Origin of the sequence: Microbacterium sp., from assembly GCF_036566905.1 — a bacterium.
GTDB lineage: Bacteria > Actinomycetota > Actinomycetes > Actinomycetales > Microbacteriaceae > Microbacterium.
Genome location: NZ_DATCVK010000204.1, coordinates 1 through 12730, shown reverse-complemented (window position 1 = coordinate 12730; position 12730 = coordinate 1). Strand labels below are relative to the sequence as shown.

General features: G+C 71.1%; 11 protein-coding genes. 5 read left to right on the top strand and 6 right to left on the bottom strand.

The features are described 5' to 3' along the window. The first annotated feature begins 21 nt into the window (after positions 1-21). Positions 22-1092, top strand: a complete 1071-nt coding sequence (locus VIP82_RS17120; RefSeq protein ID WP_331910785.1) for a threonine aldolase family protein — start codon at positions 22-24, stop codon at positions 1090-1092. Positions 1093-1280: 188 nt separating this feature from the next. Here VIP82_RS17120 and VIP82_RS17115 read toward each other — a convergent pair whose 3' ends face one another. From VIP82_RS17115 to VIP82_RS17105, 3 genes are all read right to left on the bottom strand, one after another. Next, on the bottom strand, positions 1281-3044 hold the full coding sequence (locus tag VIP82_RS17115) for a coiled-coil domain-containing protein (RefSeq protein WP_331910783.1): 1764 nt from the start codon (positions 3042-3044) through the stop codon (positions 1281-1283). Between the two features lie 205 nt (positions 3045-3249). Then, the gene (locus tag VIP82_RS17110) at positions 3250-5163 is read right to left on the bottom strand and encodes a M3 family metallopeptidase (protein ID WP_331910781.1); all 1914 of its coding nucleotides are present in this window, start codon (positions 5161-5163) and stop codon (positions 3250-3252) included. 62 nt (positions 5164-5225) lie between these two features. Continuing rightward, a complete protein-coding gene (locus VIP82_RS17105; RefSeq protein ID WP_331910779.1) occupies positions 5226-5813 on the bottom strand; it encodes an NUDIX hydrolase family protein in 588 nt (195 codons plus the stop codon). Between the two features lie 121 nt (positions 5814-5934). On the opposite strand from VIP82_RS17105, the gene VIP82_RS17100 reads away from it, so the two are divergent. Beyond that, positions 5935-6606, top strand: a complete 672-nt coding sequence (locus tag VIP82_RS17100) for an alpha/beta hydrolase (protein WP_331910777.1) — start codon at positions 5935-5937, stop codon at positions 6604-6606. Here the strand turns inward: VIP82_RS17100 and VIP82_RS17095 are convergent. After that, on the bottom strand, positions 6603-6854 hold the full coding sequence (locus tag VIP82_RS17095) for a hypothetical protein (RefSeq protein ID WP_331910775.1): 252 nt from the start codon (positions 6852-6854) through the stop codon (positions 6603-6605). The two genes, VIP82_RS17100 and VIP82_RS17095, sit on opposite strands and share 4 nt — an antisense overlap. A 322-nt stretch (positions 6855-7176) precedes the next feature. On the opposite strand from VIP82_RS17095, the gene VIP82_RS17090 reads away from it, so the two are divergent. From VIP82_RS17090 to VIP82_RS17080, 3 genes are all read left to right on the top strand, one after another. Continuing rightward, the gene (locus VIP82_RS17090) at positions 7177-8841 is read left to right on the top strand and encodes an ABC-F family ATP-binding cassette domain-containing protein (protein WP_331910773.1); all 1665 of its coding nucleotides are present in this window, start codon (positions 7177-7179) and stop codon (positions 8839-8841) included. A 104-nt stretch (positions 8842-8945) separates the two neighbouring features. Continuing rightward, positions 8946-9128 (top strand): PspC domain-containing protein, encoded by a 183-nt coding sequence (locus VIP82_RS17085; protein ID WP_331910771.1) that lies wholly within the window; start codon positions 8946-8948, stop codon positions 9126-9128. Positions 9129-9188: 60 nt separating this feature from the next. Further along, the gene (locus VIP82_RS17080; RefSeq protein WP_331910769.1) at positions 9189-9371 is read left to right on the top strand and encodes a PspC domain-containing protein; all 183 of its coding nucleotides are present in this window, start codon (positions 9189-9191) and stop codon (positions 9369-9371) included. A gap of 6 nt (positions 9372-9377) precedes the next feature. Here the strand turns inward: VIP82_RS17080 and VIP82_RS17075 are convergent, their stop codons facing one another. Further along, on the bottom strand, positions 9378-10136 hold the full coding sequence (locus VIP82_RS17075; protein ID WP_331910767.1) for a hypothetical protein: 759 nt from the start codon (positions 10134-10136) through the stop codon (positions 9378-9380). A 399-nt stretch (positions 10137-10535) separates the two neighbouring features. Beyond that, positions 10536-12730 (bottom strand): bifunctional polysaccharide deacetylase/glycosyltransferase family 2 protein (locus VIP82_RS17070; protein ID WP_331910765.1); only part of this gene is annotated, 2195 nt, incomplete at its 5' end.

Genomic DNA, 12730 nt, shown 5'->3' with positions numbered 1-12730 from the left:
TGCGAACTAGATTGGACACCCGTGACCACGATCCACGACCCGAACCTGCGGGGCTTCGCCTCGGACAACTACTCCGGCATCCACCCCGAGGTGCTGGCCGCGATCGCGGCCGCCAACGACGGCCATCAGGTCTCGTACGGCGACGACGTCTACACCGCGCGCCTGCAGGAGGTCATGGCCGGCCACTTCGGCGAGGGCGTCGAGGCGTACCCGGTGTTCAACGGCACCGGTGCGAACGTCGTCGGGCTGCAGTCGATGCTCCCCCGCTGGGGCGCCGTCGTCACGGCGGGCACGGCGCACATCAACGTCGACGAGGGCGGCGCCCCCGAGCGCGTGGCCGGCATCAAGCTGCTGACCGTGCCGACCGATGACGGCAAGCTCACGCCCGAGCTCATCGACCGCGAAGCGTGGGGCTGGGGCGACGAGCACCGCGCGCAGCCGCTGGCCGTCTCGATCACGCAGTCCACCGAGCTCGGCACGCTGTACACGGTCGACGAAATCGCCGCGATCGCCGACCACGCGCACAGCCTGGGCATGCGCGTGCACATGGACGGCTCGCGCATCTCGAACGCCGCCGCGTCGCTCGGCGTCCCGTTCCGGGCGTTCACCCGCGACGCGGGCGTCGACGTGCTGAGCTTCGGGGGCACCAAGAACGGCGCAATGCTCGGCGAGGCCATCGTGGTGCTCAACCCGGAGGCATCGGAGGGCCTGAAGTTCCTGCGCAAGCTCGACATGCAGCTGGCCTCGAAGATGCGCTTCGTGTCGGCGCAGCTGCTCGCCCTGCTCGAGGGCGACCTGTGGCTCCGCAACGCCTCGCACTCCAACGCGATGGCGCAGCGCCTGCGCGCGGGCATCGAGGCGGGCCTCGCCGACGGCTCGATCGCCGGCGTCGCGTTCACGCAGCCGACGCAGGCGAACGGCGTTTTCGCCACGCTGCCCGACGGCGTCGCGGACCGCCTGCGCACGTCCTTCAAGTTCTACGACTGGGATGCCGCGAAGAACGAGGTGCGCTGGATGTGCAGCTTCGACACCTCCGAGAACGACATCGACGCCTTCCTCGCCGCGATCGCCCGCGAGACCTCCGCGACCTAGTCGAGCGCCCCCACCTGATGCCCGGTCGTTGAGCGAGCGAGGAACGAGCGAGACGAAACGCCCACCCTGCGCCCGGTCGTTGAGCGAGCGAGGAACGAGCGAGACGAAACGCCCCGCACCCGACGCAGCAGCCGGGTTCGGGGCGTTTCGTCTCGGGCGCTAGAGCGCCGTTCGCTCAACGACCGGAGTCAGTAGTCGCGTGACTCCTCGTGGTCCGCGACGTCCTCGCCCTGCTCGCCGACCGCCGCTTCGCGCGCTTCGCCGTCCTTCACCTCAACCTCGGAGGTGTCGGCGTCGGAGATCTCTGCGTCGGCCTCGGCCTGAGCGTCGGCGAGTTCCGCGTCGGCATCGGCCGGCTCTTCGGACTGCTCGGCGACATCGGACTCGCGGGCCCCGGCGTCCTCGACCTCGGCAGCCTGGACCTCGGCAGCCTCGACCTCGTCGGCCTCGCGCTCGACCGGCGCGCCGGGACCGGCATCCGCCTGCTCCAGCTCAACGCCCTCGATTGCGACGTCATCGTCCGTGGTGACGGCCGACCTCGCCGACGTCTCGGGGCGGATGAGCTCCTTCACCTCGGCCATGAAGCTCATCAGCTGGTGCTGCTGCCAGCGCAGCTGACGCGTGCGGTCCTCCGCGTCACGCAGCACGGCCTGCGAGTGCGTCGTCACCAGGTCGATGATGCGCTCCGCCTTCACGTGCGCCCGCTCGAGGTGCTCGCGTGCGCGCAGCTGCGCGTCGGCCTCGATCTGCTGGGACTGCGCGCGCATCAGCCGCTCGAAGTCCTCGGCCTTCACCGACACGCGCTGCGCGTGATCGAGCGAAGCGGCCACCTGGTCGTTGGCGTCCTGCGTGATGCGCTCGGCATGGGCGACCGCCTGGTTGTGCAGCACGAGGAACTCCTGGTGCGCGTCATCCTGACGGCGGGTGAGGGATGCCTCGAACTCGAGTGCCCGCAGGCGCAGCTCGCGCACCGCCTCCTCGGCCTCCGACCGGTCGCGTGCCGTCTCGCGCGCGACGGCGGAGCGCAGCACTGCTGCCCCCTTCTCCGCCTCCGAGCGGATGGCAGCGGCCTCGCGCTCGGCCTGCGAGACCTTCTCGGCGGCGTGCGCCGCCTCGCGCTCGATGCGGGATTCATGGGCGGTCAGCTCGGTGTCGATCTTGAGCCGCACCTGCTGGGCGTCGTGCTGGGCCTGCGAGAGGATCGCCTCCGCCTCGGCCAGCGCTGACGAACGGCGGTTCGCGATCTCTTCGCGGGCCGCCTCGAGAAGCCGGTCGCCCTGGACGCTCGCGTTGCGGATGAGCAGGCTCGCCTGGTCCTCGGCGACGCGCAGCACCTCCTCGAACTGCTGGCGGTTCGGCGACTCCGTCGTCGCGCCGACGAGCTCGTCGCTCAGGGTCTGCACCCGCTGCTCGGCGTCGGCGAGCTTCGCGTTGGCGAGTTCGATCTCGCCCCGCAGCCGCTCGACGATGTCGCCCTCCTCGTCGCGCGCGGCGGAAGCGTCGGCCGCGATGCGCTCGAGCTCCGCCCGGCGGCCCTCCTCGGCCCCGGCGAGCGCCTCCTCGAGCCGCTCGATCTCCTGCTGCTTGGCCTCGAGCGCGGCATCGAGCTCGGCGCGGCGGGCGGCGATCGCGGCGTCGATCTCGGCCTGGCGCTTCTCGGCGGCCGCCTGGAGCTCCGCCTCCAGGCGCTCCGCCTTGGCACGGCTCTGTGCGACCGCGGCACCGGCACGGCGCTGGTGCTGCTTCAGCTGCGCGACCTCGTCGTGAGCCGCGCGCACGCGTGCGTCGAGTCCGGCGATCGCGGCGTCGACCTCTTCCTTGTCGTACCCGCGGAACGTCGTCGTGAAGCCCGACCCGAACGAGGTCGCCGCCGGGTCGCCGCCGATGAGGTTGTCGAAGGGGGTCGGGTCGTCCTGGCCCGGATTACCGGCGCTCACGGCGTGGTCGGACATCGGTGTGTCTCCGCTTCTGGCTTGCTGTGTCGGCGAGTGCTCTCGGCGGAGGCGTGCGTCCCTGCCCACGGCGCCGGCGAACGTGTCGCCTCGCGCGCGAGCAGCGGTGGCCGCACCGTCCTCGACGACACCGGGGGGTTGTGTCGCAGGTGACTGCGTATCAGGGTAGGTGAACCCTACATCGCGCGGCTGTGCTGGCGAAACGTCAGGAGCCGGCGAGCCACTCCCGGTACGCCTCGAACGACGACGGGCGACCCAGGAAGGCCTTGACGAGGTCGTTCGCGTCGCGCGATCCGCCCCGTTCGAGCACCTCGGAGCGGTAGCGACGCGCGGCCTCGGCATCCATCAGTCCGCCGGCGAAGCCGCTCAGCAGGTCGCGCGCGATCACGAGGCTCCACTGGTACGTGTAGTAGCACGCGCCGTACCCGGTGAGGTGGCCGAACCCCGCGTAGGAGTGGAGTCCCGGCAGCGGCTGGACCGGGCTGGCGGCGGCGTAGAGCCGCTCGGTCTCGGCCTGCAGATCGGCTGGCCGGTCCACGTGAAGGTGGTACGACACGTTCGCGTGTCCGAGCTGCCGGCGCACCTCGAGCGCGCGTCCGAAGGCGTCGGCGGTGCGCATTCGATCCACCAGGTCGGCGGGGATGGGTTCGCCCTGCGCGTCGCCGCTGAACGAGGCGAGCACTCCGGCATCCCATGCCCATTCCTCGAGCAGCTGGCTCGGCGCCTCGACGAAGTCCCATTCGGTCGCCACTCCGCTGAACCGCGCGAATCGCTGGCGGCCACCGAGGATGTCGTGAACCAGGTGACCGAACTCGTGGAAGAACGTCACCACCTCGTCGTGCTCGAGGAGGCCGCGGGAGAAGTTGCACAGCAGCGCGGCCTCGGGAAGCACCCGGCCCGCGACGCCCGGTGCCAGCGGGAAGCAGGCCGCGTGGCTGAACTTGCCCTCGCGCGGGTGCAGGTCGAGGTGGATGCGTCCGAGCCGCTCATCACCGCGCAGCACGTCGAACGACTGCACGTCCTCGTGCCACGCGTGAGCGTCGACCGGCACGTACTGGACGTCGAGCAGGCGGCCGGTGACGTCGAGCACGCCGGCCACGACCCGCTCGAACGGGAAGTACGAGCGGACCCGCTGGGCGTCCACGTCGTACTGCTCCCGCTTGATCGCCCCCAGCAGGTACCAGAAGTCGGCGATGGTCACGACCTCTGCGTCGGGGACATCGCGCCGCAGCCGCTCGAGCAGCTGCGGGTACTCGACCTCTGCCGCCGAGCGCGACGCGTCGTCGAGCCGCGACAGGAAGGCGGGGATCGCCGCACCCGACCCGATCATGCGGGTCTCGGTCTCGTAGTCGGCCCAGTCCGGATAGCCGAGCAGCCGGGCGCGCTCGGCGCGGACGTCGAGCAGTTCGGCCAGGATCGCGTCGTTCGCGGGCCACGCGAGGTCGTTGTAGGCGCTCACGAGGGCGATCCGCGTCCCGCGGTCGCGGGCGTAGTCGCGGACCGGCATGAGGTCGGGGTAGTCGGTCGACAGCGTCACCCGACCGTGCTCGTCGGCGGGGTGGGAGTCGAGGAAGTCCTGTGGCATCCCCGCCAGCCCGTCGGCCGGGACGGTGATCTCGCGACGCCCGTCGCGGATGTTGCGTGAGAACGCCAGCGACAGCTCGGTGTCGCGGTCCGCGAGCTGGCGGGCACGCTCACGTTCGGCGTCGTCGAGCTCCACGCCGCCGCGCCGGAAGTCGCGCAGCAGGTGGGCGAGCAGCCGCGCCTGATCGTCGTCGAGCGCGGTGGCCGGCGCATCGGCGAAGGCGTTCCAGAGATCGCGGTCGAGCAGCCGCGCCGCCGAGAGCGACTCGACCGTCTGCACCTGCGCCTCGGCGCGCTCGCGCACCGCCTGGTCAGGGTGCGACTCGCTCAGGACGTAGGCCTCGCTGAGGGCCTCGCTGAGGGCGATGTCGGCGTCGTTCCACAGGTCCAGACGCTCGACGGTCGCGAGCGACGGCTCGGACTTCAGTCGCTCGTCGATCTCGCGGACCTGGGCGATCCGGGCGGCAGGGCGCTCGTCGGCGAAGGCCGCCCATCCGGCGGCGTCGGACGGAAAGGGCAGGGGCTCAAGGGTCACCCTGCGAGCCTAAGGGGCCACGGGGACGGTCCGCGAGGAAATTCGACGGTGCCGCAGCCTGCTCAGCGCAGCGCGCCCACGCTCGCGAGCGCCAGCCGTACGAGAGTCCCCCGGCCGCCTTCCATCTCGGCGGAGAGGGCATCGGATGCCGCTTCCTCCGGAGTCAGCCACGTGACCTCGAGCGCATCCTGACGCGGCTCGCAGGTCCCGGTCACCGGCACGACGAACGCGAGCGACACCGCATGCTGGCGGTCGTCGTGGTAGGCGCTCACGCCGGGGAGCGGGAAGTACTCGGCGACGGTGAACGGCGTCGGCTGCGGCGGAAGCATCGGGAACGCCATCGGGCCGAGGTCATTCTCGAGGTGGCGGAAGAGGGCGTCGCGGACCGTCTCGCCGTAGCGGACGCGGCCCGAGACGATGGTGCGCGAGATCTCGCCCACCGGTGTCGCCCGCAGCAGGATCCCGACCTGGGTGACCTGTCCCATCCCGTCGGTGCGCACCGGCACGCCCTCGACGTAGAGCATCGGCAGCCGGCGGCGCGCCTCCTCCAGTTCGATGTCGCTCAGCCAGGCCGGATTCGAGATGTTCCCCGCCGGCGGGCCGAACGGCTCGTCGCCCGCAGGTTCGGGGTCAGGGGTGCGCACGGACATGCCTCTTGTATACCCGCTCCGTTCCGATCCTGCCGCGCGTCCTCCGCTCCGACGCGGATGCGCGTCGAATCGTCTACGCGATCGCCTGGGTCGTGTCGGCCGCCGATGGGAGGATGAGGGCATGCCGGAAGCGCTCGTCCTCGACGCCGACGCCGTACTGTGGTCGACCGACCGGTCGGCCGTGGCCGGCCGGCACCTGCTGCTGCTCCTCCACGGCTACGGCGCCGACGAGCACGACCTCTACCCGCTCCGTCAATACCTGCCCGAGGCATTCGCGGTCGCGAGCCTCGCCGCGCCGCTCGCACCACCGTGGCCGGCCCCTGGACGCTCCTGGTATCCGATCGAAGGGCTGGAGGGGCGCGACGCCTCGCATGTGACCCGCGCCGCCGAGGCGGTCATCACGTGGATCGACGCGCATGCCGCGGGTGCGGCATCCATCGGCCTTCTCGGCTTCTCGCAGGGCGGCGCCGTGTCGCTGCAGGCGATGCGCATCGACCCGCAGCGTTTCGCCTACGCCGTCAATCTGTCGGGCTACGCCACGCCCGGCGAACTGCCGGGGGACGCCGCACTCGCCGAGCTGCGGCCGCCGGTGTTCTGGGGCCGGGGAACCAACGACGACGTCATTCCGGACTTCGTCGTCGCCCACACCACGCAGTGGCTGCCCGAACACGCCGATCTCAGCGGCCGCGTCTACCCGGGCCTCACGCACAGCGTCTCGGAGCAGGAACTCGCCGATGTGGCGGCATTCCTCGACAAGCGGCTGACGGCGCTGCAGGACCCGGAATCGGCCTAGCCCTGCGCCGGCGGCTCGCCGTCGTCCGCGACGGATGCGCCCCGCCTCCGGGTCGCCGCGACGGCGTACGCGGACGCGAGAACCGCGCCGAGCCCCAGACCCAGCGAGACACCGACGGCGATGTTGCCGAGCGCTGCTCCCAGCGCCGTGCCGATGCCCACGCCCACGCCGATCCCCGTGCCGAGGGCGGATCCCCACACGCCGGCGATGGGCTGCGGGGCGGCGTGGGGCGCGGAGCGATCGGTCATGCGCCCCACGCTACGCACGCGCGGCACGGCCGGCCTCCCCCCTGCGACGGAGAAGATTCCCTGCCATTCGGACGCATCGTCCGCTATGGTGTCTCTCGGCCTTTGTCCCCTCGGTGAGGAACTCCCTTGAAGCTGATCGACGCATCCGCGCTGTAATCGCGCTGCTCCGTCGACCCTCGACGTCCCGCAGCGCCTGAAGATTCCGCGCTGCCCGTCGATCCATCGCTTCTCCTCCCGCGATGCCTGCGCCTTCACGGCCCGGCACGCTCCGGGCGGGTTCCGCGGTCCTCGGCGTCAGCGCTCGACTGACACAGGAGGCCTCATGCCTGCACACACTCTCACACCTGTCATCGTCCTCGACCGCGTCTCATTCGCCTGGGCCGACGGCACCGTCGCGCTCGCCGACGTCTCCGGATCGTTCGGCACCGGACGCACCGGCCTCGTCGGACGCAACGGCTCCGGAAAGTCCACGCTGCTGCGCCTGATCGCCGGAGATCTCACACCCGCCGCGGGGCACATCGCGCGGACAGCGGATGCCGCGTACCTGCCGCAGCGGCTGACGCTCGACGTGGACCGACCCGTCGCCGACCTGCTCGGCGTCGGCGACACCCTCCGCGCCCTGCGCGCCATCGAGTCCGGCGATGCCGATCCGCGTCACTTCGACGCGGTCGGCTCCGACTGGGACATCGAGGCGCGCGCGCACGCCGCGCTCGCCGAGGCCGGACTCGCGCCCGACATGCTCGATCGCAGTGTCGGGCAGCTGTCGGGCGGAGAGGCGGTGCTCACCGCGATCGCCGGCATCCGTCTGCGCAGTCCCGAGATCGCGCTGCTCGACGAGCCGACCAACAACCTCGACCGCGATGCCCGCGCGCGCCTGTACGACATGGTGCGCTCGTGGCGGGGCGCCCTTGTCGTGGTCAGTCACGACACGGCGCTGCTCGAGCTGATGGACGACACCGCCGAGCTGTATGCGAACGAGTTGTCGGTGTTCGGCGGTCCGTACTCGCAGTGGCGTGCGTGGCTGGAGGCCGAGCAGGGCGCCGCCCGTGACGCCGAGCGAGCGGCGCGCCAGGCCGTCAAGCGCGAGAAGCGCCAGCGCATCGAGGCCGAGACGACGATCTCGCGCCGCGCCGCGATGGGGCAGAAGGCGTTCGAGGAGAAGCGCGTGCCGAAGATCGTCGCGAATGGACGTCGGATGGCGGCCCAGGTCTCGGCGGGCAAGCTGCGCGGCGAGAAGGCCGATCGCGAGGCGTCGGCGCGCGAGGCCCTCGATGTCGCCGAGCGTCGCGTGCGCGACGACGACATCGTGAAGATCGATCTGCCCGATCCCGGCGTGCCCGCAGGGCGCCGTATCGCGACGCTCGGCGACGGCGAGCGGTCCTGGGTGATCCAGGGGCCCGAGCGGGTCGCGCTGATCGGCCCGAACGGCTCGGGCAAGACGACGCTGCTGGAGCGGCTGGTGGGTTCCGGGGGCACCAAGTCCTCGGATTCCGGCGACACTGACGCGGATTCCCGCCCGGACGAGCAGTCCGACGGGTTCTCGAGGAGTGCGGCACGCGGCACGCTGCACACCGACCGCGTCGGATATCTGCCACAGCGCGTCGACGGGCTCGACGACGCGGCATCCGTGCTCGCCAACGTCGTTCCGTCGGCGCCCGGCGTCACGATCGTCGAGCTGCGCAACCGGCTGGCGAGATTCCTCATCCGAGGAGCCGCCGTGGAGCGCCCGGTGGGAACGTTGTCGGGTGGAGAACGCTTCCGTGTGGCTCTGGCCCGACTGATGCTCGCCGATCCCCCGCCGCAACTGCTCGTGTTCGACGAGCCGACGAACAACCTCGACCTCGATACGGTCGACCAGCTCGTCGACGCGATCGCCGCCTACCGCGGCGCGGTGCTCGTGGTGAGCCATGACGACGCGTTCCTCGAGCGCATCGGCGTCAGTCTCGTACTCGAGCTCGACCGCGACGGCAAGCTGACGGAGCGCTGAGCACGGTCCGCGGCGGGGCTTCCTGCCCGGCCGCGGCCTGCTCCCCTGCCAGTCCGGGGGCCAGCACCCGTGCGGGGCCGGTCCGACTCGCGGATGATGAAGACATGAACGCACTCGTCAGACCTCAGCAGGGCCGGTGGATCGCCGGCGTCTGCGCCGCCGTCGCCAACCGCTTCGGGTGGAACGTGACCCTGATCCGGATCCTCACCGTCGTCGCCGTCGTCTTCTTCGGCCTGTCGCTGTGGGCCTACATCCTGCTCTGGATCCTGGTCCCCTCCGAGCGCTGACGCCGAGCAGCCGCTCGCCTGCCCCTGGCGCGCGCACATCTGCCACGCGATGATGAACGCATGCATCGCCTGGTTCGTCCCCGACGGGGACGCATGATCGCCGGGGTCTGCCAGGGCATCGCGGACCGCTTCGGCTGCAGCGTCGTGCCGGTGCGCGTGCTCACGGTCGCGTCGACCGTGTTCTTCGGCGTATCGATCCTGATGTACCTGCTGCTGTGGATCCTCATGCCCGACGACAGCTGAGGTCGGTCAGGGAGCGACGAAAGCCTCCGCGAAGACCGTTGCCAGGTCTTCAGCACCCCAACCGCTGTCGGGCGCGACCTCGACGGTCATGGCGTTGATTCCGTCGGTCGCCTCGTAGACCTGCCCGCCCAGGTAGCCACCCTGGGTGGAGAGGAACGCCTCGACTCCGGGAATGCCGAGGTCGACGGCCTCACCGAGGTCGGCCCATGGGACGTCCCATGCCGCGCCCGACTCGAAGACGGCGAGCGCGATCTGCCGACCGTCGCCCTCGAATGCGCACCACGTGCGGTGCGAGGCGATATCGGCGAGCGCGGTCGCCGCGCTCGGCGGGTCATGGTAACCCGCGGCCTGCGCCGCCACTGGTCGGCCCAGGTGAGTCGTCAGCTCAGCGGCGAGCGTCTCACACCCCTGAGCCGGCCACCACTGCGTCCGGTCGATCTGCCAGTCGATGCCTGCGGCGGCCGCGTTGGCGACGATGCCGGCAGCGATCTCGGCCCCGATCCGATCGGCTTCGGCGCGGCCGAGATCAGGCAGGTCGGATGCATACCCGCTGATCCAGAGGGCGGCGGATTCCGCCTCCCACGAACAGCCCCAGTCGCACGCCTCGAAGTAGTAGTCGGCGTCGGCAGCGGACAATGCGGCGCCATCGAGGCCCGCCTTCGGGATGATCGTGACCTGTCCCGAGACGTTTCCACCGCTCCACTCGCAGACCAGCCCGCCGATGTTATTGATCGCGCGCGTCCAGTTCACGTCCCGACGCGTCATCTCGATTCCCTCTATGCCCGTCGCGGCGGCGAGCACACCGGCGGGAACTGCGATCTCACAGTCCGCGCCGAAGACGCTCGGCGGAAGCGTCCCGGCACTCACCAGAGTCGCGGTGGGCGTCGAGGCGGGAGAAGGTGTCGAGGCGGGGGTCGTAACGGGCGTGGGGCTTGCAGCACCCTGCGCCGCCGGCGCGCACGCGGTAAGCGTGCCGAGTACGGCAAGGGCGGCGAGGGCGAGGGGAAGGGATCGTCGCACGGCATCTCCATCGAGGGGGTCTCGCGACTCTATCGATTCGGAGGCGTACGGCAGGCACGGAACCACAACGATTCGGACACACGACCGTCGTCGTCTTCGCGTCGACGTGACAGGGTCGGCCGAGGCTGAGGCGCAGTCCGCCGATCAGGCGGGCCGCTGCAAGGAGCCGTAGCGCTCCATCCGGTGCCAGCGCAGGCGCGTACCGGCCAGTGCGGTGAAGACCGACTGGATCACGACGAGGTACATCAGCTGCCGGTAGACGAACTGCTGCAGCGGCAGCGACCACAGCGGGCCCGGCGACTCGCGATCCAGGGCGAAGGCGAAGCACGCCATCAGCAGCTGCACGAGCAGGAACGCCGCCCACAGCGCGATGATGCGGACGGGGTCGAGGAAGATGAGCCCGTACAGCGCGAACACGTCGATGACCGGCGCCAGCAGGGGCATCAGCACCTGCAGCACGAGCAGGTAGCCGAGCCCGCGGCGGCCGAGCTTGCCGGCGGCACCTCCCTGGCGAACGGCGTGACGGTGCTTGTACATCGCCTGGAGCGTCCCGTAGCACCAGCGGTAGCGCTGCTTCCACAGCGCGTCGAGCGACTGGGGCGCCTCGGTCCAGGCGCGCGCCGTCTCTTCGTAGACGACCCGCCAGCCGTCGCGGCACAGCGCCATCGTGAGGTCGGTGTCTTCGGCGAGGGTGTCGGAGCTCACGCCGCCGACACCCTCGAGCGCCGTCCGCCGGAATCCGCCGATGGCGCCCGGCACCGTGGGCATGCACTCGGCCACGTCGAACAGGCGGCGGTCCAGGTTGAACCCGACCACATACTCGATGTGCTGCCAGCGTCCGAGGAGTCCGCCTCGGTTCGCGACCTTCGTGTTGCCCGACACCGCACCGACCTTCGGGTCTGCGAACGACTGCACCAGCAGTCGCACCGTGTCGGGTTCGAAGACGGTGTCGCCGTCCACCATCACGATGAGCTCGTGCTGCGCCGCACCGATGCCGGTGTTCAGAGCCGCCGGCTTGCCTTGGTTCTGCTGCCTGATCACGCGGACCCGCGGCAGGCCGAGGCGCTCGACGATGTCGGCGGTGTCGTCGGTGGACCCGTCGTCCACGACGATGATCTCGACGGGATGATCGGATGCCGCGATCGACCGCACCGCAGCGGCGATCCCCGCGGACTCGTTGTACGCGGGGACGATGACCGACACCGGCTCGGTCACCGGCATGAGCATCGGCCCGGCGTCGCGGACGCGACGGACATGACGGATCGCGGCGCCGATCACGAGGACGGCACGCAGCACGACGACGATGCCGCTGAACAGGAGCGCCCAGGTGAGTGCCATCACGATCAGGTCGCTCGTGCGGACGACGGCGATCGTCGCCCAGCCGGCGGCGCGGTCCCACCAGGAGGCCGACGGGTTCGTCGCCTCGACGCCGATCGCCTCGCCGACCGACGTCACCCGATATCCCTGGGCGCCGAGCTGCGTGAGCAGCTCGTCCAGGGCGGCCACCGTCTGGCTGCGGTCGCCGCCGCCGTCGTGCATGAGGATGACCGCCCCGGCGGCGCCGGCGGGGGTGGCCGCATCGACGATGGCGTCCGCACCGGGCGTGGTCCAGTCCTTGCTGTCGAGCGTGGAGAGCACCGAGAGGTAACCATCGGCACCCGCTGCGTCGATCGCTGCCCATGTGTCGTTGGTGACGGCGGTGTTCGTCGAGCTGTACGGCGGGCGGAACAGCGTCGCACTCACACCGGTCGCCGCGGCGATCGCGCGCTGGGTGGCCACGAGCTCCAGATTCTGCTGCCACGGCGGCACGGCGCCGAGGTCGAGGTGCGTGAACGTGTGCACGCCGATCTCGTTGCCGTCGGCCACGATCTCGCGGGCCAGCCCGGGGTTGTCGGCGACCGCGGAGCCGACGGCGAAGAACGTGGCGGTCGCGTCGTGCTCGCGGAGGACCCGGAGGATCTCAGGCGTCCACCGCGGGTCGGGTCCGTCGTCGAAGGTCAGCGCGACCGTGCGCTGAGCGGGGGCCGCGGTGCGCACCCCACCGTCACGGGGGTCGATGACGGGACCGCCGCCGGTGACCTCGGCGGGGACCCGGTCGGCGGCGGTGTCGACGGCCGCGGTTCCCGAGCGGGGATCCGCGGCGGTGACGTACCCGTGCACCACGAGGGCGGCGGCCAGCACGACCAGCACGGCCGCGAGGACGACCCAGTGGACGCGGGTCTTGGCGGCGCGCGCGGCGCTGCGGTGCTCGCGCCGCGTGAGGGTGTCAGCCGTCACGGCTTCGTCGGCTCCGTGGGCTCGGTCGGCGCATTGCCGCGGCCGGGCGCGCTCGCGCTGCT